We start from the raw sequence: 25672 nt of genomic DNA, 5'->3' as shown, positions 1-25672 counted from the left end.
CCTATTCGTAAATATTCCGGCTTGCCAGTTTGTGAAGCCCTTCCCGATCCTTCACCGTGATGCCCTCGCGGCTTCGCTCAATCAAACCTAGCGCCGCAAATTTCTGCAGCACCCGGTTCAAATGGCGATAGCTGGTACCGATCAAATTAGCAGCATCGGCCAAATCGGCGGTGCCGAGTTTCCCCTGAAACCGCGCATCCGCTTCGTCGAAAGAAACAGACAAGAGATAACTCGCCAGGCGGATCTCCACCGGATACAGCAGATTAAAGCTCATCGAGCTGGATTTCATATAGAACTTCTTGGTGATAATGTCCAGCAAAAAATGCAACAGCGGCGAATGATCCGCACCGTACTTCCGCAGCCAGCGGTACTCTACCCCGATCATGTGAACCGGGGACACAGCCTCAACGGTATTGATGATATCCCCGTCCCGAATGTATTCGACATCCCCAATGACCTCCAGCGGATTTTTAAAGGAAATGACCAGCGTACGGCCTTCCGGAGAGGTGTTATAAATTTTGATCTTCCCCCGAACCAGCACGTACATGGTATGCGATGGCTCGCCTTGCGTGCAAATCAGCTCTCCTTGGTCAAACCCGTGAAGCGTCAGATAAGGCAGCAACGCTTTGGGAAATACCTTCTGAAGTCCATACGATTCGATATAGTCATTTAGCAGGTCCGGGTCTGCCACTTCTTTCATATCCGTTCTCCTCCTTGAGGCTTGGGCCATTCACTCATCCGTTAAAATTTGAGAATAATCACTCCCGCAATCATCAAGCCGATTCCGATAAACTGCGGCAGCCGCATTTTTTGCTTCGGTACACCAAACCAACCTAGGCTATCAATCAGAAAGGTGATGCACAACTGGGCAATCAAAACCGCTGAGATCGTCAAAGTGACTCCAACCTGCTGGATCGCTGTGACGTTGCTAAAAATAATAATCGCCGCCCAGGCCCCGCCGCTGATATACAACGGCTTCACCTTCCGCAAGTCGGGAAGCCCCCCGTCACGGAGCATCAGCCAAATCAGCAAGGCCGCGACAAAGCCGGTACACTGAGTCAACGCCGCCGCCGGCCATGTGCCGATCTCGCCGCTGATTCTTGTATTCGCCACCCCTTGCAAGGTGATGAACGCCCCGGCCAAAAACGCAAACAACAAACCCCTCATCGTCTCTCTCCTCATTCTCGTTTTTCGCGATCCTTTATTTCAATACCTAATTAAAGGATATCTTCTGCCGTTTGGAAAGGACATATGTCCTGAATGCCGGAAGGATAAAATAGAAGAGACCATACATCTAAAATGGAGGGCCCAAAATGCAATGGACATTCATAACCTTAAACAAATGGGATGACGTATGGTGGGACAAGCTGGAGCCCATCTATCGCGAAGCATTCCCGCACGGTGCCAAGCCTGTAAAGGTGCTTCGGAGCATGCTGGATCGCGGGATCGCCAGCTTGCACGCAGGGCTGTTAGACGGCGAAGCGGTGGCGATGGGCGTCACCGGCCTCAGCGGCAAGCAGGGCCGCAAGCGCTTGATCCTCGACTATATGGCCGTGCGTCAAGATGAAAGAGGCCAAGGACTTGGCACCCAGTTCTTCGCGGATATCCGTGACTATGGCTTGCGAGAACACCACGTTGAGGCGATTATCATCGAGGCGGAAGCGGAGGACACGGCAAAGAACCGGGAGCGCCTCCGTTTTTGGATCCATTGCGGATTTATTGCCACACCTTACGTCCACCAATATATCTGGGTTCCCGAGCCGTATCGGGCGCTGTATCTCCCGCTAAATGATCAATTCACTGTGACCGACGACGGTCGATCGCTGTTTCAGGACATTACTTCGTTCCATCATCGCTCATTTCGCGGGCAGTAATGGGAGTTCTTATCGAGCAATGGAATGGTGCAACTAACAGTAAAAACTACTGTTAATTTTCAACCAACCGCCTTAATTGTTCTAATTAGCTGGAAAAAGTACCGTTATTTTCGATAAAATCCGCTGTTTTCGAGCAGATCAGCCAAATTAAAGGTAGGATTTACTGTTAATTCCCCTCGGTGGCGTAAATCGCGAAAAATAACAGTACGATTTACTGTTAATCTTCATCATCGGCTGATTCACACATTCTCATCGCTATTCAGCTTGCTCTCGTAAATTTTCGTAAGTAAGGTCTCGAGTTGATTGGTTTCCTCCTCGCTTAACACAGCCGTCAATCGGCGGTTAAAATCCGCTAAAATTTGCCGAAGCGTGGGCTCGAAGGCTCTTCCCTTTTCCGTCGGATACCACAAGATCGATCGCCGATCGTGTTCGTTCACCCGCCGTTCTATGTAACCGGCCTCCTCCAGTTGTTTGACGGAGCGGGTCGTGGTCGCCTTGTCGAACTTGACCAGGTTCGTCAGCTGGTCCTGATTTAACCCGGGCGTCGCTAAGATCGCCAATAAATAGCTGTGGTTCCCGCCTCCGCCAATCCCATATGGCTTCAACAATGCGGTGACTTCCTTTTGGTTGATCCGTTGCAGATAGGAGATCAGTTTGCCAACGGAAGGGTAATTCATATCCCTGCACCTCTTTTGCGATTCTCATTTATGCAAATTTTAACTGAAATCAGTTGCGTTCGCAACTAAATTGGAGTACACTAGGATTGCTTAAAATAGTTGCGTTCGCAACAAAAAAGGCTGGAGAAGAGAGAGGTGTGAAACGATATGGATATGACGACTCAACGTTCTGACCTTCGCACAACTTCCTATCAGGATGATCCGGACATTCAACGAAAACGTTGGTTGATCCTGATTGTATTAAATTTATTTACATTTATGTCGACGCTGGACGGAAGCATCGTCAATATTGCCCTGCCAGTGATCTCTAAAGAATTGCATCTTACCGTTGCCCAAGCAGAATGGATCGTTTCCGCATATTTGATGATGACCTGCGCAGCTATTCTTTTCTTCGGCAAACTGGGAGACATCGTTGGTAAAATTAAGGTGTTCAAATGGGGCATGGTGATTTTTACTGTGGGCTCTCTGCTGTGCGGCTTCAGCCATAACCTGCCGCTGCTCGTTGGCTCACGGCTGCTGCAAGCGCTTGGCGCCTCGCTTACCATGGCCAACAGTCAGGGAATTGTCACCGACATCTTCCCGGCCGGAGAACGAGGCAAAGCGCTTGGGTTCACCGGGACCTTCGTCTCGCTGGGAAGCATCACGGGCCCGAGCCTTGGAGGTGTGATCGTGTCGGCCTTAGGCTGGGAATATATTTTCTGGGTGAATGTCCCTGTCGGCCTCATCGCGATTGTCATCGGCTGGAAGCTGCTCCCGGCGGACCGAACCAAGCTGAAGGTGAAAATCGATAAAGCGGGCAGCACGCTGTTCCCCATCTTTATTCTGGCATTGTTCAGCGGCTTACTGTTTGGTCAGCAGCTTGGCTATCAGGATATCCGCATTGTGAGTGCGCTCGTCCTGGCGGTCGCCGTGTTCCTCGTGTTTCTGTGGATCGAGACACGCAGCGAAGCGCCGATGCTTCAACTGACGTTATTCCGCAATCCGTTGTTCAGCTTAAGCATTCTGTCGGGATTCCTGGTGTTTGTCGCCAACTTCTGCTTTAATATCATCGCCCCATTTTATACGCAAAGCATCTTAAACCTCTCGCCTTCGCATGCCGGGTTTCTGATGATGCTGTTCCCGATCGTCATGGTCATCGTCGCGCCGCTCAGCGGTGCATTGTCCGATAAGATCGGCTCCGAGTTGCTGACGTTCGTCGGGTTGATCGTGATGGTGATCGCGCAAATCGGGCTGGCCCGTTTGCACGACAGCAGCTCTATCGCCCAGGTGGGGGTATGGATTGCGATGCTTGGCCTCGGCAACGGTTTGTTCCAGTCCCCCAACAACTCGCTCATCATGTCGAAGGTTCCGAAAACCCAGCTGGGCATCGCCGGCAGCATCAACTCACTCGTACGCAATATGGGTATGGTTGTCGGCATCACCGTCGCGACCACGACTTTATTCAGCGTCATGAGCAGTCGGGCGGGCCGCCGGGTCACCGGATTGGTGCCGGATCGTCCCGATCTGTTTCTATCCGGCATGCATGTGGTGTTCATGACGTCCGCTACCATCTGTTTCGTCGTCGCCATTTTGACCGGCTGGCGGTTTTGGTCAGCAAAACGAGCGCAAGGGCGAGAACGGGTGCGTTCTACGTACTAACAGGAAATCTAATCAACCAGTCACTGATTCTCTTCAGACGACTGGTTGTTTAATCTTGAAAAGTATTACGTTTCTCTTTACTTCGCGATCAAATATCGTATTGAGTTATTAGCCCTAGCTCGTCAACATAAGTAATCGTTGATTGCAAGGTAGTTAATTGAACTCGAATCCTACAATACTTATTGTCTTTTTTCCAAGCAAGAATAACTTCCTCATTGGATGAGTCAAGCACCTTCCCGGATCCATCCCACGTGCCAAAACTAGGTTCGATATCCAGATAAGTCAGCGGGGCAAAGCTTCGATCACCGGACGAAGGAAAAGCATTTCAGTGACTTAGAAGTGGAAAATCCCTCAATGAGAAGGTGCCGGTTTACACCGCAGGTGATGAAAGACTCCGTAGGGAATAGAGGAGGGAATGATGCGCGCCGAAGGGATTTAGGTTTTCGCCTACCTCCGAAGGATGGGACGCGTCATGGCCCCGAAGGGAGATACAAATTTTAAGAGAGTAAAACAAAAGCGCCCACATGAGTGAGCGCTTGTGACTATAGTTTAATCTTCTCGAATGACTGATTTCTCTTTTCTCTTTCCTTGAGGATCCATTCCGGCAGATCAAATGCGATCTCACCGCTTTTTGATTTTCGGATAAACTCCGACATTGCAGCTCGTGTTGCAGGCGTGTCAGGAGCGTTGGGGATAGTTTGCGGTCCGCCTAAATCACCAAGATCGCTTCGTTTAATTTTAATTTGACTAGAAGCAAGCAGCTTGTTGTACGGCCGTCTATTCCTCATCATGTTTATCACGTCCTTTAGTAATAGTATAACTCAATAATGGCTTTCATGATACCACCGTTTATGCCCATCATGCCTTGCGGTAAAAGAAAAGCACAAAAATGTTTATGATAATAAGACTGTAATTTTGTTTTTGGCGTCAGCGCTAAGAATCCATCGAAACCAAGTCGGTCGCTCTCCAGGGAAGCGAATGCCAATAAAAGCTTCATCACATTCAAATAAAAGCGCGGCGGGTTCGCATTGTACCGAGTAGGAAAGGCAGAATCCAGGAGCACTACATAAATGTGATCCTCACGAATCTCAAAAGAGATACCACCAATGATACTGCCATTATGGTCATCCACGAGTTTATAGACCTTCCTTTTTGAACTATGCAGTTCTTTTCGCCAATCAAACGTCCATTTCATTCGTCTCGTGTCGCTTAATGTAGCTGGTTCAATTCTCGCTTTACGAAAAGAACCATCACTACATTCTAACCACCAATCTGCCATACATAAACCTCCTTCCATTACAGTATAAAGGAGACGCCACAATGACGTCTCCTATTTGAGTAGCTATACTATAACCAGCATTTCGCTTATCCAAGTTTGGAAAGCAGAGATGCATAAACGGATATACTTGATCCAGATCGGAGAGAAGACTGTAGGTTCATCAGTTGGGTAGCTGATTGAGCAATCTTCTTTTCTTCTCTGGATATCTCAGAGTAAATAATACTCATAATCATCCAATCCTTTCTGGCTATTAACAAAGCTTCGCTCCTTTCCAATCCAAAGTCTGTTCAAATTTTAAGAGGGCTCTCTGATAAGGAAGCCCTCTTTTTGATTTATATGGTTTCCTTGATGATCAAATACAACGTTACTTATTGATTCCCCGAATTGATATCAACAACCACTTTGCTTAAGGTCAAGACGGGCACATCAGAATCCGGAGTTAGGAAATCCCGTTGTTCCATCGGAAACCTATAAGCCGATCCGTAACTTCACTGCTCTGACAACTTTGAGTCAGGCCGCTGTAGTTTATAGCGCTTTCATCCTTTTCAGGAACATATGAGGTATATATTTTTCCGTTCGTGTCGATGAAGACAGCCACATCGACTTCACTAAATAATGACAAGTTAGTTGTCAGTCGAGATTCATTAATGACGTCATTGACACTTCGTTCAATCAGGGGATTACTAAAAATTCGACTTGATAGGAATGCCAAAATGCACAGCGGTATGAGGATTTAGCGGGATAAAAACGGTGAGCAGCTTGCTTTTAAACGACAATCCCCCAAACCAAATCCAGATACGCTGTTTCATGCTCAATTCACCTCTCTTTCCGAAACGCCTACCATAAGCGTACTATAATAAATGTATGTGTAATCCCACAGTAGCCCCCCTCCACCTCAGTTTTCAGCGTATGTACTTAACGGCTGTTCTTATATTGCCATAAAAAATACCCCTTAGAATTCATCGGAATAACCAGGGATTTTCCAATGTCTATTCTAAGGGGTGCACTTCATTAGATGATCCTGAAGGTGTTTTTAATTGTCTCACATTGCGGGGTCAGTCCCGTGAGAAAAACACCCTTATGGATCTTTTGCTTTTATAAAGAGGGATGGTACTATATTAGTCCTTCCACTCGAGTCCGTTCAGGATGCGATATTTCAATAAGGCAAGCAGGAAATCATCATAAAAATCTTTGCGAACAATGATTCGGTATTGGCGCTCCTGATCCTGATTCAAGTAAAACAAGACATCGGTGTACACGTCATTGTCCTCGAATCTTTTCTGCACTTCCCGCATTTTTGAGAATAGAGGCTCGTCCTGCAGGAAAGTCAACTCGAATTCCACATCCTCGTCATTCACCGTTTCACGAATGCGGATCTGCTCCGGATCGTAGTGATAGATCAACGGCATGTCGCGTCCCCCTCACGCTTTAGATTGATGCTCTAAGGGTATCGTGTCGCGGCGGCGAAGTCAACTTTTGGAAAAAGCCGACAACCGGTATCGAGCATACTCCTCCGGCGTGTCAATATCGCGGGGAGCAGGGCCTGGGATCTTCACTTCAAGGATCTGCTCCTTGTATTGCTGCAGCAGCTCCTTGGCTCCAACGTCACCGGCTAATGCCGTCAATTGAGGGAACAACGGCGCCGCAAACAACACGGGATGCGCCGGACGATCGTCATAACGCGCTTGCACGATCCAAGCTCCGGTTTGGATGAACGCTTCTGTCACTTGCCGTATAGCATTCGGCGAGATCTCCGGCTGATCGCCCAACACAATTTGAATTGCAGCTGGTGTATAACGCTCCTCCAGTTGCCGGACCCCGTCCGCCAGCGAGGCGCCAAGTCCCCGGTTGGCCTGCGACGTCGTCAACCATTCCACCGGCAGGCCCTCGGTATCTTCGCGACGAAGCGGCCCACCTTCAGCAGTAATAACCGCAACCCGCACATTTCCTCCCGCCAGCACCTGGTGCATCGTTTGCTGAAGCAGATTCCCGCGCGGCGCCGGAAGCAGCAGCTTGGGCTCGCCCATTCGCCGGGAAGCCCCACCCGCGAGAATTAACGCCCATACGTCTCTAGTGCCTGTTCTGTGCTCACACACGGCAGGACTCCGGGAAGGTTGGTTCGTTAAGGAACGAAGGTTGCGAAGCCGGCAATGAAGCTTCCTTCCCTCCCCCGCGGATTGCCCCTTTCCGATCACGCAGGAATCCGCCGGAACGTCCATTTTTAACGGCAGTTACTTCTGCTAAGATGCTCATTGCAATCTCTTCAGGGGTTTCCGCGCCAATGTCCAGCCCTACTGGCGAATAGAGTTTATCCAGCAGCGCAGGTTCGATCGCGCGTTCCGGCTCGCCAGGGTTCCGAATTGGCTCCAGAATCTTCTCCAACCGGTAGCGGGAGCCGACCAGGCCGACATATTGGACCTCCGGCGTGAGCATCTTGTGGACCGCCTCCCGGTCCAGCTCCAGGTTATGCGACATGACGACGACGTATTTGCCGCGGACATCGACCTGCTCAAACGCGAAGCGCGGGATAATCTGCAGCTCGTCCGCTGCAGGAAACCGCTCCCGCGTCGCTTTCCCCGTCGCATGGTACGCGACGGTCACCCGCCACTGCAGCCGGCGCGCCAGGCTGCAGAGCAAGCGCGCATCGTCGCCAACGCCGACGATGACCAGCTCCGGGCGCGGTGCGACCCGCTCCAGCAGCAGCTCCAGCTGCGTGCTGCCCTCGGTGCGTCGCACCAGCCCGGCCCGCCGGCCCGCGCCCAGCAGGCCGGCGGCTTCGGCCGCGCCGGCGAGCGTGCGGCGCGCGCCGGGCGGCACGTCGGCAGGATCGGAGGAACCGATCACCGTCGCCGCCACGTACGGCTCGCGCGTCTCCACGCGCTGCCGCAGATCGCCGATGATCCGGTCCGCCGCGTCCGGCGCACAGACCGGATCAAACGGCTCGAGCCACACCGTGATCGCCCCGTTGCACCCGAGGCCGGTCCCCCACACCTCATCTTCCCCAATGCGGAAGTCGTATAGCAGCTTGCGCGGCTCCAAGGTGCGAAGCACCTCCTGGGCATGCTCGCGCAAGTCTTCCTCAATGCAGCCGCCGCTCAGAATGCCCGTCACCTCGCCATCCGCATGGATGAGGCAGCGGGCGCCTTCCCGGCGGTAGGCGGAGCCGTCCACATCCACAATCGTGGCAACAACGCAAGCCCGGCGCTCCGCCAGGCAGGCGTCTAACGCAAGCATGAGCTCCTCCATGTTCATGTCATCTCCCGTCTTGCAACGATTTCCACACGCGTTCTGCCGACAGCGGCAGCACATAACCGCGCCGTCCCGTTGCATGGGCGATCGCATTGGCAATGGCGCCCGGAACCGGATCCAGCGCCACTTCGCCCAGTGACTTCGCCCCAAACGGGCCGTGCGGATCGGCTTCCTGCACGAAATGAACCTGAACATCAGGCATATCTTTAGCTCCCGGCATGCGGTAGTCCATCATCGAAGGGTTCATGACTTTGCCTTCCTGTACGATCAAATCCTCCATCGTGACCCAGCCGATGCCTTGGGCGACGGCGCCCAGCACCTGACCTTTCGCCATCGTCTCGTGGATGATCGTGCCCGAATCGTGCACAGCCCAATACCCGACAACCTTCGTCCGGCCGGTGTCCGGATCCACCTCAACCTCGGCGACATGCGCCGCAAACGGATAGTTTGGCGAAGGATGTCCGAAATAACTGGCGTCCGGCAGCTCGGTATCCGGCACATAGGTTTCCTTAACAGTGAACTCCTCGCCAGCATGACGCGCCCGGAACCAATCAACGACATCGCTAAGCGAATACGTTTTTCCCTCGTGCTTCACGACGCCCGCCTCATATACCGCTCCTTCGCCAAGAGCCTGAACGGCCAATTGCTGAATTTCGCGGACCAGCGATTCCGCCGCCTTTTGCACCGCATTGCCGCCCATCACCGTACTGCGGGAAGCCAACGTACCGATGCCAAACGGATACCGCCCGGTATCCCCGGATCTGACCAAAATCCCGTCTTCCGGAATCCCGAGCACGTGGCTGGCGATGCGGGCGTAAGTCATTGACATCCCTTGACCTAACTCGATTTCGCCGGTTTCCACTTCAACGAATCCGCCTGGTTTGACGCGAATGACTGCCGTTGAGCCGTCAAACCGAGGATCGATCGCGCGGAAGCCCGAGACGTGGTTAGCCACCGCAAGGCCAAGGCCCCGGTAAGGCGGCAGTTCGTTTCTCCGCTCCCAACCGGACAGCTCCTTCACCTTCTCGATGCACGCTTCCAAATTACACGTATCGAGACGATATCCATGCAGCGTCGTGTCGCCGGCGTGGACGATATTTTTGAGACGCAGCTCGGCCGGATCCATTCCCAGCTCCAGCGCAATTTCGTCAATCACGCTTTCCACCGCGAATAGCATCTCCGCATTGCCGAACCCGCGCATACACGTCGTTGGACTATTGTTGGTGTACACCAGGTATCCCGTCGACTTCACATTGTGGAAATGATAGATGTTGTCCGGCCGGGTGCAGGCGGTGGCGATTACGTTGGGACTCCAATAGACGCGAGCACCCGCATCGGCATATACCGTCAGCTCTTTGTACACGAATTTCCCTTCCGCATCTGCCCCGATCTCAATGTCAAAGGTCAGCGGAACACGCGGATGGGCCGTAATCATATCTTCATACCGATCCAAAATGATCTTCACGTGCCGTCCCGTCGCCATTGCCAAGGCCGCCGCGATCACATGAACCTTCAGGACGTATTTAGCGCCAAAAGAACCCCCAATCGGCGGCACGATCATCCGCACCTTGTCTTCTGGCAAGCCAAAACCGGCAGCATACGCTTCCCGCGCCCGGTACGGAATGTGGGAAGGCGCCCAAATGGTGATGCCCTCCTCCTCCGACCAGTGTGCAATCGCCCCAACCGGCTCCAAATGTCCCTGATATATTCGGTTCGAAACGTAACGCCCGCCTTTCACGACGGCCGCCTTCCGCTTCCCTGCTTCCACATCGCCGCGCGCGACATCCACCTTCATCGGACGGTTCAGCTCCACGTCCTCGTGAATCTGCGGCGCTCCAGGAGCCATCGCCGCTTCGGGGTCAAACACGCCTTCCAAAGGCTCTAGCTCCACCTCGATCAGGGCCAATGCTTGCTCGGCTGCTTCTTTCGTCTCGGCTGCAACCGCAGCGATTTCATCGCCGATGAAGAGCACGCGATCGCGGGCGAGAATGTTCCAGTCTTTGAATTTGGTAGGCCCGTATTTATGGTTAGGCACGTCATCTGCCGTGATAACAGCATGAACGCCTTCCACTTGACGGGCTTTGTCCACGTTAATCCGTTTGATCCGCGCATGCGCCAGCGGGCTGCGGTAAATCGCGCCAACCAACTGCCCGGGAAAATTCATATCGTGCAGGTAACGGGTTTGCCCCTCCAGCTTGGACTTCAGATCCAACGGCTTTTGCTTTAACGTCGGATGGCCTTGCCGAGCTGATGGGTTCGGGTCAGCCGGGTTCATGACCTTGGCGTCTTGTGATTTGCTAGGTTGCTGCAGGCTGTTCTTCGTCATCGCACGGCTCCTTTCGAGGCCAGGACGTGCTCCGCCGCTTCAATGATGCCGCGATAGCCGGTACACCGGCACAGGTTGTTCTTCAGCGCCGCACCGATGTCACCGCCGAACAAGTCTGGATTTTGCAGCCAAGCCCAAGTCGACATCATCATCCCCGGGGTGCAAAAACCGCATTGTACGCCGCCGTACTCCTGCATCGCCTGCTCTAGCTCCCGGAATTCGGGATGCCGGGCTAAGCCTTCGATCGTTTCAACCGTTTGCCCTTGGGCGGAAGCCACCGGCACCAAGCAAGAAACGACCGGCTGGCCGTCCAGCAACACGGTGCAAGCCCCGCATTCGCCGGTGCGGCAGCCGATTTTTGTCCCCGTCAGGCCTTGTCCTTCACGGATCACGTCCGCCAGCGAAGCGGTCGGCTCTCCGTTCCAGGTCACGTCCTCGCCGTTAATGGTTAACGTCAAACTAGAGTTAGGGTTATGGTTATGTCCGCCGTTCATGAGGCAGCACCTTCTTCCTTTTGCAAATGCTTATGTGTCTTGGACGGAGGAATGGAACACTTCCTGCGGCGTGAAGCTGCGATCCAGCAAGCCGTCCTCCTGAAGATAGGAAATAAACGTCTCGATCTGCGGCCAGTTCGCAGCAACGCCATAAGGCCACATATCCCCGTTCATCAGCTTGGCCGATTGTTCAGCCGATTCCCAGACAAACGGATTGGAGGTTGCGTTGCGAATCGTCTCCAGCAGCTCGGTGATCCCTTCATCTTTGATCTCCCGCATCAGCTCGTACAACTGCTTCGGCAGTTCCGGAAATTGCTGAACGGTCTCCGCCTTCAGCGAAACCAAGTGCATAATCGGGAAAATCCCCGTACGCTGGTAATACTTCCGCTCGACGTTCCAGACGTCCGGGATTAACCGGCGCAGCACGCCGCCTTCGCCCGAAGCGGGGAACAACTTGGCCGGCGGGCGCCGAGCCGTCATGATCGCATCCACTTTGCCTTCAGCCAGCGCTTCAAAAATATCGCCTTCCACCAGCTTTGCCGGCGTCTCCACCGGCACCCGCTCTGGACGGAACGTATACCATTCCATCTCATCGGTGGCGATCCCCCATTCATGCCGGAACATGCCCCGGACCCATACGGCCGCCGTCATTTGAAACTCGGGAAATCCGAACCGCTTGCCTTTGAGTTCAGAAGGGTGAGTATACGGACTGTCCGAGCGGACATAAATCGCATTATGCCGGAATGACCGGGACAGAAATACCGGTATTGCCGTTAACCGCGTATCTCCTCCGCCTTTGGCAATCAGGTAGGAGGCCAACGAAAGCTCGGATACGTCATACGACGCCTGCGAAATTTGTTTAACAAAAATCTCCTCGATCGACTCCCGCTGCACGTCGAGCGCAAAGCCCGGCAGCGGTTTGGCGCCGCTGAGCAACTTTAAGGTGCGATCGCTCTCTGACATCGCGATCTTTAAGGTTGTCCCTGCCATGGTGATGCTCCTTTCCCCTCGTTACAGGCCGTTTGCGAGCAAAGCGTTCGCGGCCCGCTTGATATAAGTCCCGACTAAGGCGCGGCGATACTCCGCGCTGGCGCGCACATCCGTGATCGGCGAGCTATGCTGAACGTATAACGCGCTGAGCTCGTCCAGCTTAGCGGCAGTAAGTTCCCCGCTCCAGCGCTGCTCTTCCTCCGCGCTCAGCGTGAAAGGCTTGGGCGCGGCCGCGCCAATCGCGGCAGTCCCCCACTCGATCTCGCTGCCCTTGCCTTGCAACAGCAAGGCGACGGAGACGATCGAGATGTCGGTGGCCGCGCGCTGATCGTGCCGCAGAAACACCTGCGGCACCTCGAGCACCCGGGCCGGGATGAACAGCGACGCGATCAGCTCGCGTTCGCGAAGCTGGGTCGCCTTCGGCCCGGTGATGAAGTCCGCGATCGGCACGCAGCGGGTGCCGTCCGCCCCGGCAAGCCGGACTTCCGCTCGGTAAGCGACGAGCGGAACGACCATATCGGCTGCCGGGGAGGCGTTCGCCACATTGCCGCCAAGCGATGCGCGGTTTTGGATCTGCCAGCCGCCGACGATACGGGCGGCTTGTTGCAGCGCGGGCACGACGCGAAACGTGTCGCTGCCCCAAATTTCGGCGGCCGTCACCGCGGCGCCGATTTCGAGACCCGCCTCGGTTCGGCGGGTCGCTTGCAGCTCCGGCACGCGCCGGATGTCGAGCCAGTCGGTATGCTCCGACTCGTACGATTTGCGCTGCGCGTTCACGAACAAATCGGTTCCCCCGCACACGATGCGGGGGTTCCGCTCCCGAAGCAGCTCAAGCGCTTCGTCTAAACTGCGGGGCTGTAACCAGGCCATAATTGCCCCTCCTTCATGTGAATAATGGTCATGTCTACTCCAGCGCTGTCGCCAAATCCTTGATCCACGGACGGCCGGTCAGCGGTTCGATCTTAACCTCACTGCCTGGAACGGCACGGATGCTGCACAAGTAGCCAGGTTTGCCGTCCACAAACGCCGAGCATTCTTTGCAGGCGTTGGCGGAACGGCAGGAATACCGTACCGAAAAGGACGGGTCTACATGCTCCCGAATCCAAAAGATCGCATCCAGCAGGCTCATCCCGTCCCGGAACGGAACTTCGTATTTCTCCAAGGAAGCGCCGCTTTCCGCATCACCGCGAACTACGTTTAAAGTCACTGTTGCCATTGTTCCTTTTTCTCCCTTCATTCGGAACCGTCTTGCCGGCTCGCTTGATCTCATCCGTCTCCGTTAGCTGCCCGCCGGCAGCGGAACCTCGGATACGACCCATTCCCCTGCCTCATTCAAGACATAGCTGTAGCTGGACGGTTGGCTGAGCGTTTCATCGTAGTCCAACCGCACATGTGCGCCGCGCGTCTCCTTGCGTTCCAGTGCGCCCAGCACAATCGCTTCGCTGACCTTCAGCATGTTGGCGGCTTCCAGCTTCTCGAACAGGGACAGCGCAAACTTGCCCGGCTTCGCCAGCGAGATGCTGTCCAGCTCGCTGCGCAGTGCCTGCAGCTCCGTCAACGCTTCCTTCAAGCCGCTTTCCGTACGAAGCGGTCCGGCTCCCTTCCACATCACCTTCTGCAGCTTGCGTTTAAACGCTTGGAGCGATGCGGTATCCCGTTCAACCGGGACAGGGTGCCAAAATTGCGTGAGCCGCTCCATCTCCCGCTCAAACGCTTGACGTACAGCAGCTTCATCCAGCGCATCGCTTTTCTCCCGTGCCGCGGTTTCGCCGGCGATACGGCCGGTGACCAGCGCTTCAGTGATGGCATTGCCAGATAAGCGGTTAGCGCCATGCATGCCATAAATCAGCTCGCCCGATGCCAGCAGCCCTGGCACCCGCGTGCGCATCGCTTCGTCCACGCGTACGCCGCCAAGCATAAAGTGCGCCATCGGCGCCACTTCCACCATATCTTTGGTCAAATCAACGCCTTGATTCCGCAAAATATCGATGACCGGACCAAACGCTTCCTTCAGCTTGTCCTCCGGCACCATCGTGAAGTCAAGATACGCCCCGCCGTGCGGCGTGCCGCGGCCAGCCTCCACCTCGCGGAAAATCGCCAGCGTCGTTTGGTCACGCGCAGCCGTGTATTTTCCGGCAACTTCCCCGTTGTATTTATCCATAAATTCTTCTTTTAAACCGTTCAGCAGACGGCCGCCCAGCTTATAGCGGAACGGATCCCACATGATCGGATCGATGCCAACGAGCGGCGGAAACAGGTGGGCGATCGGGAAGAACTGCACCATTTCCATATCGCGCACCTCGGCGCCCGCCTCGGCCGCCAGTACGAATCCGTCGCCGGTCATGTTCGCCGACGCACTGTTACGCTCAAAGACCTCCGTTAATCCGCCCGTGGCCAAAATGACCGATGAAGCGGCGATACTAATCGGACGGTACTCCTCCATCTCAAAGCCGATTGCACCAACGGCCCGCCCATTTTCGACGACAACTTTCGTGATCATCACGTTTTTGAGCCGCTGGATCTTCTCGTCCTTCCATATCGCCTTCTTTAAACCGGCTGCCGTAGCACCGCCCGTATTCAAAATGTCCACGTAGACGCAGCGGGCTTTGGAATGCCCCGGAGCAAACGTCTGCGAACGCTTGCCATCCGGCGTTCGGGCCCACTTAACGCCATAACCTTCCGCTTCGAGGATTACTTCAGGTCCCCGTTCAACAACGGCGCGGACGATGTTCGGATCGGCCAAGCCCCGGCTTCCCTTCATCGTGTCCTCAAAATGAATTTCCGTGCTATCCTCTTCCGCTTCGCCCAAAGCCACGGCCACGGTCATCTGCGCCAAAATCGTCGCTCCGCCCCGGCTGATTAAGCTCTTGTCGGTCAAAATCACGCGGGCGCCTTCATCGGCCGCCGCTCGGGCCGCCATCAACCCGGCGGCGCCGGAGCCGACAACCAACACATCCGTCTGCAAATGCAATGGTTCCATCCTGTTGTCCCCTCCTTCTGCGCTTACGCTTGTTGCCCCAGCGTGATCCCTACCGATTGAACCGTAATCCCTGCGGCGGTTAATGAACTGCGGATTTTACCAGCGAATTCGACCGCATGAATGCCGTCACCATGAATACAAATCGTATCCGCTTGGATGTCCACATCGACGTTCTGCTGCGACATCACTTTGCCTTCGGCAACCATCCGAATGACCTGTTTCACCGATTGCTCCTCATCCGTAATCAGAGCGTCCGGCAAACGGCGCGAGGTGAGCGAACCGTCGGATTGGTAAGTCCGGTCGGAGAATACTTCGCTCGCTGTGCGCAACCCGGCTTTTTTCCCGGCTTTGATCAACTCGCTGCCAGCAAGACCAAACAGAATCAACTCCGGATCTACCTTATATACTGCTTCGGCGATCGCCTCCGCCAAACCGGCGTTCCGTGCCGCCATGTTATACAAGGAACCATGGGCTTTGACATGCTGCAGCTTGGCCCCTTGCGCGCGTACAAATCCCCACAGCGCACCAATCTGATACACCACGATGTCATAAGCCTCTTGCGGAGACAGGTCCATATCGCGACGGCCAAATCCAACCAAATCCTGCAGCCCAGGATGTGCTCCTAAAGCCACTCCATGATCCAATGCCAGCTTCACGGTCTGGCGCATCGTCGCCGGGTCGCCGGCATGGAAACCGCAAGCGATGTTCGCGGAGGTGACGAATTTCAACACCTCGTTGTCTCTGCCCAGCTTATAAGCGCCAAAGCTCTCGCCCATATCACAGTTCAAATCCACTACGTTATTCATGCTGATGCTCCTCTCGCAATTCATTAATAGGATTAATTCATGACATTAACTATGAAACACGCCAGCCTCAAACGGCAGAATGAACAACGGAAGCCAATTCCTCCGTTTTCTGCCGGTTGAGGCTACATGCTTTAGATTTGCCAGTTGTTTTTCTCTTCTGCGGACAGTTTGCGCAGCGAAGCCAGATCGGCCAGTTCCACCTGCTCCTTCGGAACCACGGCCCGTTTCGGAAAGACCACAGGCGGCGCAGGTTTGGTGGCGTCTACAATCACGGCGCTGGACATACGCGGCGTATTCTTGCCTTCGGCGTTGTACTCCCAGTTCGTCGGAAGCAAACCGCCGGGACCGTTCCAACGCGGGATGACCAGCAAATCGCGCTCCGCATCAAACCGCGTGCCAATCGCCCAAGCGACCTCTTCCCCGTTAAACACGTCGATGTCCTCGTCCACGACGACGATATGACGCAAATTCTCCGGCTCGGTGTTAAGCGCTGCAAAAGCCGCTTTTTTTACGTCCGCATCCTTTTCCTTCTGAATCGACAAATAACAGTTCATCCGGGCGTAGAAAGGAACGTTTACCGTCTTGAGACCCGGTACGATTTTCTTCACTGTATGATAAATGCTGCCGGAACGCGGCACTCCGCCCACAACCAAATGCTCTCGACCGGAAGCGACGATATCTTGGAAGATCGCATGATTCCGGTATGTAATGCGTTTGATGCGGATCGTAGGTACCGAACCTCCGCCGAGATAATGGCCCGGCCATTCGCCGAACGGCCCCTCGCTGTGATCGTTATCCGGCAAAATCTCGCCTTCCAGAATGATCTCGGCATGCGCCGGGACGAGCAGATCGGACGTGTCCGCTTGCACCAGCTCCAAGGGTTCGCCCATTAACGCGCCAGCCGCTTCATATTCGCCACCGATCCCTTGAACCCGGGAAACCGCTCCCATGATAAAGCCGGGATGGTGACCTAGTGCGATCGCAATCGGAGCCGGCTTGCCTTGTTTTTTGTACTTTTTATAAATCAATCCGCCGTGGTGCGCACCAAGGAACCACACGCCCATGTCGCGTTCGTTGAAGATTTGGTGACGATAGATCCCAGCATTAATCAGCCCGGAATCCGGGTCGCGGATAATCATCACACCTGCCGACAAGTATGGCCCGCCATCCATCTCGTTGTGCACGGGAATCGGCAGCTTGGACAGGTCAACGTCTGCTTCTTCAATCACGTTTTCCTTCACTTTGGCAGCAGTGCGGTCTACGACCACCGGTTCAATCGGTTGCTGCAATTTCTCGCCATATACCCGTGGAATGTCCTGGACCTCACATCCCAAGTAGAGGGCGACGCGCTCGTACGAGGTCAACAGGTTGGAAATGCACGCCATTTGCGCGCCCTTCACCTTGTTGAACAACAAGGCAGGGTATTCGCCTTTCTCCGCCAATGCCGCAGCATAGGCGGTAATGCCAAAACGCGGATCAACCTCCGTGTCGACAAGCTTGACGCTATTCACATCAAATTGCGTTAATTGCCCGAGATAGGTTCTTAAATCTTTGGCCATGAGCAGATCGCCTTCTTTCTGTATTATCGTCGGTCGTGAAATAAATCGGGCGAAAACACACGGTCATCCGCGCGTTTTTCACCCGATCTTTATATGTCTTAAGGAAGTAACGAGAGGTCAACCGTATCTTCAAACGGGATTTCTTTATCGATGACGCCTGCCTCGATTTGTGTCTTCGTGACATTCTTCGCGCCTTCCTCAGTTACCTTAAGTCCTGCCGGCACTTTCGCCAGTTGATTTTTAACTGCCGTCTCCATGACGGCGGCTGGAATTTGGTCGAACTCTTGCAGCATTGCATCTACTGCGGAGGCCGGATCCTTCTGCACGCGCTCATTCACTTCATTGCTGACTTGAAGGAACCGCTTCATCGCATCCTGATTTTTCTCAACCCAATCCGTTTTCGCCATGACGGTAATTCCGGCAAAATCATACGGCGGATCGTACAGCACCCGGTAGTTCCCGGTAGCTAACATTTGCGAAATCGTAGGCTCGGACACCATACCGCCAGCAGCTTTGCCGCTTTCGATTGCGGCCAGCATCGTAGCGCCGCTGCCACCATTGATGATTTGTACATCTTTGTCCGGGTCGATATTGGCCGCTTTCAAGCCTTCACGCAGCCCTGTGTCGGACAAGCTGCCTACCTTGGTTACAGCCAGCGTCGTTCCCTTCAAATCTTCCAGCTTCTGATACGGAGCATCATTCTTCACGACCAACGAATAACCAACGCCATTGTAAATTTCGCCGTAAGCTTTCACGCCAAGGCCGTTCTTTTGTTGTCTTAATACATGCTCATAAGAACCCAATACGATGTCCAAGCTACCGCCAACCAAGGCTTGTACCATATCCGCGCCGGACGTGAAGCTTTGCTTCTCGATCGTAATTCCGGCTTTCTCGTAAGAGCCATCATTAATCCCAATTTGCGCGATAATCGGCGTCATGCCGCCGCCCACCAGACCTACGCGAATCTTGACGTTTTCCGTTTGAGTTGCATTGCTGTCTCCTTCGTTGGTTCCTGTTGCCGCATTGCCGGCGCCTCCGTTATTACCTGCAGGAGCCGCATTGTTGTTGTTTCCGCAGGCGCTGACCAAAGCCATCGTCAAAACGAGCAGCGTTGCCAGAAGCATTTTTGTTTTTTTCATGTGATTCCCCTCCTTGAATAATTGCTTTCTTTCTAAATTTATGGTTGCTCCACGTTTATTTCATGGGATGAAATAATTTGGAGTTCAGCCCTTAACGGTATTTCAGCAACCGCCGTTCGACCTGAACGATAATTTGTTCCAAAACAACGGCGATAATCATGATGAGGACAAGGCCTGTAAAAATACCTGTCGTATCCAGCATGTTGGACGAATACGTGATGTAATATCCAAGCCCTCGGTTGGAGCCAACCAACTCGGCGATCACGGACCCGATCAAAGCCATGCCGATATTCAGCCGCAAGCTGGTTAGAATCCAAACCGTAATCGATGGAAGCACGACCCAGCGAAGCTTATGCGTCCATTTCGCCTTAAACGTGCTCATCATATCCATCAAGTCTTTGTCGATGTTGCGTACACCTTCATAAGCATTGTAAAAAGCTACGAAAATAACCATCGCTACAACCATCAGAATCTTCGAGGTCATCCCGATCCCAAACCAAACGATAAAGAGCGGTGCCAGTGATACCCGGGGCAAGCTGTACAATGCCATGATGTACGGATACACCCATTTTTGAAAAATCCCACTGAACGCGAGCAGAATCCCCAGCAATGTACCTCCAAGCATCCCGATAATGAGACCTACGATGGATTCCTGCAGCGTAATGCTCATGTGGAACCATAGATCCCCGCTTGCGGTCATGTCGATAATCCGCTTAATAATCAGGGACGGCTTGCTCAGCCAAAAAGAATTAAACGCCGTACCCGATAGCAGCTCCCATAATCCGATAATGACGATAAATACGACCAATCTGCCAATCCATACGGTGGTGCTGCGATTCCCGCGTCCAGCCTTAGGGGAAGGAGAGCTTGCCGATGGTGCCGATGTTTTTGTTGCCATATTGATGATTCCTCCTCTCCTATTCCCCGTCAGACATTTGGGCCCAAATTTCTTTCTGCAGCTCCTTGAACTGGGGATCAAATCGGATGTCGTAAAATGGGCGCGGCCGCTGCAAGTTCACTTTAAACTCCGCTTTGATTCGTCCCGGCCGGGAGGTCATCACGATCACCCGGTCAGAAAGTGCAATCGCCTCTTCGATATCGTGGGTGATAAAGAGCACGCTTTTGCCGACATTTTCCCATAGCTGCAGGAATTCTTCCCCAATCTTCACCCGGGTTTGCGCATCGAGCGGTCCAAACGGCTCGTCCATCAAATAAATTTCGGGGTCGTAAGCGAAGGTCCGCGCCAGGGCTACCCGCTTGCGCATCCCGCCCGATAGCTCCTTCGGATGGTAACTGCTGAAGCCATCAAGTCCAACCATTTTCAACAACCGGTTCGCTTCTTCCAGTTGCTTGTCTTTCGCGAGCCCTTTGATTTCTAAAGGTAGACGCACATTGTCGATGACGCTTTTCCACGGGAGCAACGCATCGTTTTGAAACACCATTCCGACCTGGCTTGGCACGCCCTGGATTTCCTGACCATCCAAAAAGGCATGGCCGCCGGCCGGCTTCAGTAACCCGGACACCACCTTCAGCAAGGTCGATTTTCCACAGCCGCTCGGACCTACAACAGATACGAACTCGCCGTCTTCCACCTTGAGCTGAACGTTCTCCAAGGCAACGGTGCGTTGGCCCTTGGATTCGTATTCAACGCGCAAATCCCGAATTTCGAGTTTTGGATGGCTTTTGTTCTCCATCATTCATTCCTCCATACTGAATTTTCCATTCCTGCCGGTCTGATTATGCATGCCGGTCCAAGTCCCTGATCAGAATTTGCGCCCCGAAACCTCCAGCTGATTTAGACCCTCTCGCAGCGTTTGGATTGAGAGTTCCCGCTCGATCATTTGCTGCTGTGCCTCTTCCAAGGTGATCTTCCGGAATCGCACCCGAGCCCCTAAGCTGGCCTGTGCTAGCAGCGGCAAATCTACACTCGCGACTTGCGCAATTTTAGGATATCCTCCGGTTGTTTGGCGATCCGCCATCAAAATGATTGGGTTCCCGTCAGGTGGTACCTGCACAGTTCCCACCGTCACGGCCGAGGAGATCATCTCTTTCGATTGCTCCAGCTTTAACTCCCGGCCTTTGAAACGGTAACCCATCCGGTCGGACTGCGGCAAAACCGCAAATTCCTCTTGCCATAAATCGTGACGGCTGGATTCTTGGAACAATTCGTATTCTTCTCCAGGAATCAGCTGCACGGTTGGATTTGCAGCATATTTCGGAAGCATCTGCGGAAAGACCGCCCATCGGCTGACCGCACCGCTATCCTTGCTCGCCTCTCTGGCGAGTAAACCAAGAAAATGGGAGCCAAGCGGACTGATTTCCCCCAGCGTCAACCGGTCGCCGGCTGCAAGCGCCCGGCCTTCATAACCGCCGATGCCTGCCCGCAAATAGGTCGAACGGCTGTTCATCTGAACCGGAACATCGATGCCGCCCCCCACCGCCAGGTATGCGCGGCAGCCTAGCTTAGCCGGACCGAAGGTCAGCGTACTTCCCTTAGGCGCCAGAACGGTTCTCCATAACGGAACGGGTACACCGTTCAGCTTAGGGGATAAATCACCTCCACAAAGCGAGATCAGCGTCGTTTGCTCGAAGTGGATTACGGGACCTAGCAGCGTAATTTCGAGCCCGGCCTCACCTTCCGCATTCCCAACCAGTAAGTTCGCAATGCGTAGGGCGAATGCATCCATGGCACCGCCAACGATCACACCATACTTCTGGACACCAAACCTTCCCAAATCCTGAACCGTGGTCAACAATCCGGGCTTTTCGATCAAGAGACTCATCGCTCCAACTCCTCCCATGCTTCAAATTGTTCACGGGTGATCGAGTAAAAGCGGACGATATCTCCCGCCTGCAGCAAGGTTGGCGGCATTTGCTGAGGCTTAAATAATTCGATTGGAGTTTTACCGATTAACTGCCAGCCGCCAGGAGTGTCTATCGGATAAACTCCCGTCTGATCTCCGGCAATCCCAACGGTTCCGGCCGGAATGGACAAGCGAGGTGTTTCCCGGCGCGGGGTGGCAATGAGTTTGGACATTCCTCCCAAATACGCGAAGCCAGGAGCAAAACCAAGCATATAAACCAGATAATCCGCGGATGTATGAATGTTGATCACATCTTGAGGTGTTAGTCCATTGCGGAAGGCTACCGTTTCTAGATCCGGGCCCCACTCTCCTCCATAGCAAACGGGAATTTCAATGATTCTGGCTGGTGATGCATTAACGTCTCGCAGTGTGTGAAGCAACTCGGTCACAAGCTCTTCAGCTAACTGGTATGGGGTCAGTGTGCGAGCCTGGTCCTCCTGCTTCTCAGCTTCTTCCAAGAGCTTCATAACGTCATAATATATGGTTACCGACGTAAAAGCCGGAACGGTCTCGATCATCCAAGGAAAAGGGTGATGCTCCAAATGTTCCGCCAACTTCCTTACCTTTACATGTGTACTTTTTTGAATTGAATCACCAAACGTCACAATCAACGCCGAATCTCCGAGTGGAGTGATGACGGGAAACTCAGCAGGTGACGGAGAAAAAGTCATGTCCATCCTCCCATCCGAATTTCGGACTCACTATACCGATTTACGATTTTTTTTGCATAAGATCATTTTGTTAGTTAATTCTAGAAAAATCAAGATTTTTTCCGTTAAAGCGTTAATGACATAACAAGTTTTTAATACTGTTCCGAAATTCGGATCACATCATCCGAAAATCGAATGCCAATATATACGATCATTATAGTCGGGATTGGGTAAAAATCAAGCATTATTTTCCGTTAGCGTTTTTGGTTTTCAACAATCTTCCATTCGTTGTATACTAATACAGAATGAACTAGAGGCCATGCAGGAGGCATAACGTGCAAAAGAATACAAAACACAAGAACAAAACCGTGGTCAGGTCCATGGATCTGCTTCAGTTATTCCTGACCCACCCCAAGCTGAATATCAGTGAAATGGCCAAGTTATCAGGAATCCCTAAAACTTCAGTGCTGCGCATGATCGGATCATTGGAAGAAATGGGATTTTTAAAAAAAGATGCGGAAGGCTCTTATTCGCTAGGTCTACTCTTTCTTCAGTACGGCAATTTGGTAGCTGAGCGGTTAGACATTCGCCATATCGCCTTGCCGGTCATGCAGCAGTTACGCGATGAAATTCAGAATGCCATTCATCTCGTGCTGCGCGACGGGAACGAAAGCATTTATATCGAGAAGCTGGATACGGATCACCCCGTACGGCTATTCACCAAAATCGGACGGAAAGCCCCGCTGTATGCCGGCGCTTCATCCCGCATTATTTTAGCTTTTATGCCTGAGGCAGAACGCGAGGAGTATCTAGAGGCCACGGAACTGCATCCGATTGCCTCCGGCACGATCACCGACAAAGCGCAACTGCGTCAGATCCTGGAGCGTTCCCGTCAGGAAGGCTACAGCTTTAGCCGTTCTGAATTGGAGAACTACACGGCAGAGTTAAGCGCTCCGATCTTTGATCATACCGGGCAAATTATCGCAGCACTCAGCGCTGCAGGTTTGGAGGTCCAGTTTGAGGAAGAACGCATTCCTGAACTGGTCAAGGAAGTACAGCAAGCAGCCAACGAAATTTCTCGCAAATTAGGTTGTACCCAGCCCATACCGGTTGCGCTGAGCCAATAATTCATATTTGAAAAAGAACAAGCCCGTCCCGGCGACTGCCCGAGACGGGCTTTGAAGTAATGAACGTTTATTCATGTTGGAGTAAAGTGGCCTGACCTTCAATGATCACGACCTCCGGTTCAGGAACAAAACCATAATGCCGATCAAAGGCGTCCTGTACATGACGAATTAATTCAATGACATCCGCCGCGGTCGCCCCACCCACATTTTGAATCACATTGCCGTGAACGGGCGAAATCCGGGCATTGCCGCGCTGAACCCCTTTTAAGTTGAGACGGTCCGCTAGTGCACCAATCGGCTCGCCAACGGAATAGTTATTTTTGAACACCGATCCGCAGGAAGGATACGAGAAATGCATCTTCCCTACGCGGTCCTGAATGATTTTTCGCATCGGAGTTAGCTTAGGGTCTTTTTCCCCTGTCCCTTCCTTCGCCTCCAGCCATGTGATGAAGTGCGAAGCAAACTCCGGTAATCGATGAGATGGCAGTTTTCCTTCCTGAAGCGCAGCCAGCTCCGGGATCGACGTCAAAGCGGTAGCCTGAGTGGTTGAACTGAGCTTAAACTCAGCGCCAACGATGAACCAGCGGGTTCGATTGCGTTGGAACACCGATTGTTTATACCCAAATTCGCACGCCTCGCGGCTGATGGTTTGAATGGTGCCGGGCTGCCTACAATCGATATAATGAACATTGACCAACGTATCGCTGATATGACGGTCAAAATATTTGGCATTCATATAAATCCCACCGCCCACCGTTCCCGGCAGCAAAAAGGTAAAATCAAAATCAGCAATCCCCAGGCCATATCCGATCACGGCCAACATCGACATCGGCACCCCAGCCGAGACGTAAAGCCGATCGCCCTCGAGCTTCACCTCAACCATTTCCCGAGTTGTCAGAAACAATGCATCGGGATCCGGCTGATCGGGAAACAGCAAATTGGATCCTCCGCCAAAAAAGATCGGTGATATGCCGCGGCGATACGCCAATTCCAGCAACTCTTGCAACTGCTCTACTGAATGAGGCGTTCCCACAAACCGGGCCTCTCCCCCGATTTCATAAGTCGAATAACGGGACAACGCCTGCTGCGTTCGCAGTCCAGCCAAATTCCAGCTTGTCATACAAAGCCCCTTCCTACCTGCTTCCTAAACAGTAATGTATATTATGTCGTTGGGCGATTTCAGTGTTAATAAATCGTTTCGTGTTTGACGAAAGACAACCAAAAACGGGCTGAAAGAAGAGTCCTTCTTATCAGCCCGTTGTTCATCGCCTCGTCCGAGGGCTTAATCCGAAAATTCCACATTGTGATAAACCTGCTGCACGTCCTCCAGATCCTCCAGCGCGTCGATCAACTTCTCGAACTGCGCTTCCACTTCCTTGCTCGGCAAAGTGACATAGTTTTGAGGCAGCATCGTCAGTTCCGCTACCGTAAACTCCGTAACCCCGGAGTTCTTGAGCGCTTCTTGAACGGCATGGAATTGATCGGGTTCGGCATATACGATCACCGACTCGTCCTCTTCGAGGATATCCCGCACCTCAAGATCGGCTTCCATCAAGATTTCAAACACTTCATCAATCGATTTGCCTTCCATCCCGATGACGGCTGTTTCGTCAAACATATAAGAAACCGATCCGCTTACGCCCATGTTTCCGCCGTTCTTGTTAAATGCGGAGCGTACTTCTGGTGCAGTACGGTTTACGTTATTCGTTAATGTATCTACAATGACCATCGCGCCGTTAGGGCCAAAGCCTTCATAACGCAGCTCTTGATATACTTCATCCGTAGCGCCCTTCGCCTTATCGAGAGCCCGGTCAATGATCGCTTTCGGTACATTGTACGTTTTCGCCCGTTCAAGAACGACCTTCAAAGCGCGGTTCGATTCCGGATCCGGCTCGCCTTTCTTGGCGGCAACATAAATCTCAACGCCGAACTTCGCGTAGATTCGACTAGTGTTCGCGTCTTTCGAAGCCTTTTTCTCTTTAATATTATTCCATTTGCGGCCCATACTCTTCCCACTTTC

The 25672-nt window shown here is 53.1% G+C and carries 26 protein-coding genes; 3 read left to right on the top strand and 23 right to left on the bottom strand.

Annotated features, from left to right (window positions below; all coding sequences use genetic code 11):
* Nucleotide 1: 1 nt before the first annotated feature.
* Nucleotides 2–700 carry a Crp/Fnr family transcriptional regulator gene (locus U9M73_RS05915; RefSeq protein WP_323076536.1) on the bottom strand — a complete coding sequence of 233 codons (699 nt, stop codon included), beginning with the start codon at nt 698–700 and terminating at the stop codon, nt 2–4.
* Between the two features lie 41 nt (nt 701–741).
* The gene (locus U9M73_RS05910) at nt 742–1167 is read right to left on the bottom strand and encodes a DMT family transporter (protein ID WP_260069984.1); all 426 of its coding nucleotides are present in this window, start codon (nt 1165–1167) and stop codon (nt 742–744) included.
* 146 nt (nt 1168–1313) lie between these two features.
* On the opposite strand from U9M73_RS05910, the gene U9M73_RS05905 reads away from it, so the two are divergent.
* A complete protein-coding gene (locus tag U9M73_RS05905; RefSeq protein ID WP_323076535.1) occupies nt 1314–1874 on the top strand; it encodes a GNAT family N-acetyltransferase in 561 nt (186 codons plus the stop codon).
* Nucleotides 1875–2113: 239 nt separating this feature from the next.
* On the opposite strand, the gene U9M73_RS05900 is transcribed toward U9M73_RS05905, so the two are convergent.
* On the bottom strand, nt 2114–2551 hold the full coding sequence (locus tag U9M73_RS05900) for a MarR family winged helix-turn-helix transcriptional regulator (RefSeq protein ID WP_009223271.1): 438 nt from the start codon (nt 2549–2551) through the stop codon (nt 2114–2116).
* Between the two features lie 147 nt (nt 2552–2698).
* On the opposite strand from U9M73_RS05900, the gene U9M73_RS05895 reads away from it, so the two are divergent.
* On the top strand, nt 2699–4189 hold the full coding sequence (locus U9M73_RS05895) for an MFS transporter (RefSeq protein ID WP_009223270.1): 1491 nt from the start codon (nt 2699–2701) through the stop codon (nt 4187–4189).
* Between the two features lie 542 nt (nt 4190–4731).
* Here U9M73_RS05895 and U9M73_RS05890 read toward each other — a convergent pair.
* From U9M73_RS05890 to pxpB, 18 genes are all read right to left on the bottom strand, one after another.
* The gene (locus U9M73_RS05890) at nt 4732–4980 is read right to left on the bottom strand and encodes a hypothetical protein (RefSeq protein WP_036643821.1); all 249 of its coding nucleotides are present in this window, start codon (nt 4978–4980) and stop codon (nt 4732–4734) included.
* A gap of 14 nt (nt 4981–4994) precedes the next feature.
* The gene (locus U9M73_RS05885; protein ID WP_009223269.1) at nt 4995–5468 is read right to left on the bottom strand and encodes a hypothetical protein; all 474 of its coding nucleotides are present in this window, start codon (nt 5466–5468) and stop codon (nt 4995–4997) included.
* A gap of 1118 nt (nt 5469–6586) precedes the next feature.
* A complete protein-coding gene (locus U9M73_RS05880) occupies nt 6587–6877 on the bottom strand; it encodes a hypothetical protein (protein WP_323076534.1) in 291 nt (96 codons plus the stop codon).
* A gap of 60 nt (nt 6878–6937) precedes the next feature.
* Complete coding sequence (locus tag U9M73_RS05875; RefSeq protein ID WP_157273281.1) at nt 6938–7564, bottom strand: nucleotidyltransferase family protein; 627 nt, start codon at nt 7562–7564, stop codon at nt 6938–6940.
* Complete coding sequence (locus U9M73_RS05870) at nt 7557–8714, bottom strand: XdhC family protein (protein WP_323076533.1); 1158 nt, start codon at nt 8712–8714, stop codon at nt 7557–7559. The genes U9M73_RS05875 and U9M73_RS05870 overlap by 8 nt, the downstream gene beginning before the upstream one ends.
* 7 nt (nt 8715–8721) lie before the next feature.
* On the bottom strand, nt 8722–11043 hold the full coding sequence (locus U9M73_RS05865) for a xanthine dehydrogenase family protein molybdopterin-binding subunit (protein WP_323076532.1): 2322 nt from the start codon (nt 11041–11043) through the stop codon (nt 8722–8724).
* On the bottom strand, nt 11040–11537 hold the full coding sequence (locus U9M73_RS05860) for a (2Fe-2S)-binding protein (protein ID WP_009223263.1): 498 nt from the start codon (nt 11535–11537) through the stop codon (nt 11040–11042). The genes U9M73_RS05865 and U9M73_RS05860 overlap by 4 nt, the downstream gene beginning before the upstream one ends.
* Nucleotides 11538–11567: 30 nt before the next feature.
* Nucleotides 11568–12527 (bottom strand): type 2 periplasmic-binding domain-containing protein, encoded by a 960-nt coding sequence (locus U9M73_RS05855; protein ID WP_009223262.1) that lies wholly within the window; start codon nt 12525–12527, stop codon nt 11568–11570.
* Between the two features lie 21 nt (nt 12528–12548).
* Nucleotides 12549–13397, bottom strand: coding sequence for an FAD binding domain-containing protein (locus U9M73_RS05850; RefSeq protein WP_009223261.1), 849 nt, complete (start codon nt 13395–13397; stop codon nt 12549–12551).
* A 34-nt stretch (nt 13398–13431) separates the two neighbouring features.
* A complete protein-coding gene (locus U9M73_RS05845; RefSeq protein ID WP_036643815.1) occupies nt 13432–13743 on the bottom strand; it encodes a 2Fe-2S iron-sulfur cluster-binding protein in 312 nt (103 codons plus the stop codon).
* Nucleotides 13744–13806: 63 nt separating this feature from the next.
* Complete coding sequence (locus U9M73_RS05840) at nt 13807–15507, bottom strand: FAD-binding protein (RefSeq protein WP_009223259.1); 1701 nt, start codon at nt 15505–15507, stop codon at nt 13807–13809.
* A gap of 23 nt (nt 15508–15530) precedes the next feature.
* On the bottom strand, nt 15531–16313 hold the full coding sequence (locus tag U9M73_RS05835; RefSeq protein ID WP_260069977.1) for a LamB/YcsF family protein: 783 nt from the start codon (nt 16311–16313) through the stop codon (nt 15531–15533).
* 131 nt (nt 16314–16444) lie between these two features.
* Nucleotides 16445–17872 carry a UbiD family decarboxylase gene (locus U9M73_RS05830; protein ID WP_009223257.1) on the bottom strand — a complete coding sequence of 476 codons (1428 nt, stop codon included), beginning with the start codon at nt 17870–17872 and terminating at the stop codon, nt 16445–16447.
* Between the two features lie 98 nt (nt 17873–17970).
* A complete protein-coding gene (locus U9M73_RS05825) occupies nt 17971–19011 on the bottom strand; it encodes an ABC transporter substrate-binding protein (RefSeq protein ID WP_323076531.1) in 1041 nt (346 codons plus the stop codon).
* Between the two features lie 91 nt (nt 19012–19102).
* Nucleotides 19103–19909, bottom strand: a complete 807-nt coding sequence (locus U9M73_RS05820) for an ABC transporter permease (protein WP_157273279.1) — start codon at nt 19907–19909, stop codon at nt 19103–19105.
* A gap of 19 nt (nt 19910–19928) precedes the next feature.
* Complete coding sequence (locus U9M73_RS05815; protein WP_323076530.1) at nt 19929–20705, bottom strand: ABC transporter ATP-binding protein; 777 nt, start codon at nt 20703–20705, stop codon at nt 19929–19931.
* Nucleotides 20706–20774: 69 nt separating this feature from the next.
* A complete protein-coding gene (locus U9M73_RS05810) occupies nt 20775–21794 on the bottom strand; it encodes a 5-oxoprolinase subunit C family protein (RefSeq protein ID WP_260069976.1) in 1020 nt (339 codons plus the stop codon).
* A complete protein-coding gene (gene pxpB, locus U9M73_RS05805; protein ID WP_323076529.1) occupies nt 21791–22552 on the bottom strand; it encodes a 5-oxoprolinase subunit PxpB in 762 nt (253 codons plus the stop codon). The genes U9M73_RS05810 and pxpB overlap by 4 nt, the downstream gene beginning before the upstream one ends.
* Nucleotides 22553–22860: 308 nt before the next feature.
* Between pxpB and U9M73_RS05800 the strand changes: the two genes are divergently transcribed.
* Nucleotides 22861–23652, top strand: a complete 792-nt coding sequence (locus U9M73_RS05800) for an IclR family transcriptional regulator (RefSeq protein WP_323076528.1) — start codon at nt 22861–22863, stop codon at nt 23650–23652.
* A gap of 67 nt (nt 23653–23719) precedes the next feature.
* On the opposite strand, the gene U9M73_RS05795 is transcribed toward U9M73_RS05800, so the two are convergent.
* Together U9M73_RS05795 and U9M73_RS05790 are read right to left on the bottom strand one after the other, a co-directional pair.
* Complete coding sequence (locus U9M73_RS05795; protein WP_009223250.1) at nt 23720–24772, bottom strand: UDP-N-acetylmuramate dehydrogenase; 1053 nt, start codon at nt 24770–24772, stop codon at nt 23720–23722.
* A 162-nt stretch (nt 24773–24934) separates the two neighbouring features.
* Nucleotides 24935–25657 (bottom strand): YebC/PmpR family DNA-binding transcriptional regulator, encoded by a 723-nt coding sequence (locus U9M73_RS05790; protein ID WP_323076527.1) that lies wholly within the window; start codon nt 25655–25657, stop codon nt 24935–24937.
* Between the last annotated feature and the right edge of the window lie 15 nt (nt 25658–25672).

Source organism: Paenibacillus phoenicis (genome assembly GCF_034718895.1).
Taxonomy (GTDB): Bacteria; Bacillota; Bacilli; order Paenibacillales; family Paenibacillaceae; genus Fontibacillus; species Fontibacillus phoenicis.
This window is presented reverse-complemented; position numbering and strand designations above follow the sequence as displayed.